The organism is Peribacillus sp. SIMBA_075, from assembly GCF_046534585.1.
In genome coordinates this window covers 1-237 of the sequence record NZ_JAWRYN010001584.1, presented here as the reverse complement: position 1 = coordinate 237, position 237 = coordinate 1, and the positions used below count along the sequence as shown (strand labels likewise).

General features: G+C 50.2%; 1 pseudogene. It reads left to right on the top strand.

Going from position 1 to position 237, the window contains the following annotated elements:
* Positions 1-237 (top strand): annotated as a pseudogene (locus tag SB775_RS33760) (DEAD/DEAH box helicase); the annotation flags it as partial.

Here is a 237-nt window from a genome sequence, read left to right as displayed (position 1 = left end):
GTCCCAACGACAGGTTCTATTGTTCTCCGCAACCATGCCTGATCTGGTGAAAAAGCTGGCTCATCGCTTCATGAAGCAGCCGCCGCACATCAAGATCGAGGGCAAGCAAAAAACCGTTGAGAACATCGAGCAGTTTTACTACGTAACCAATCAAAGCGACAAGACGGATGCACTCGTGGACGTACTGGAGCAGGAGCAGCCGTTTTTGACGATCGTATTTGCCAATACCCAAGTACG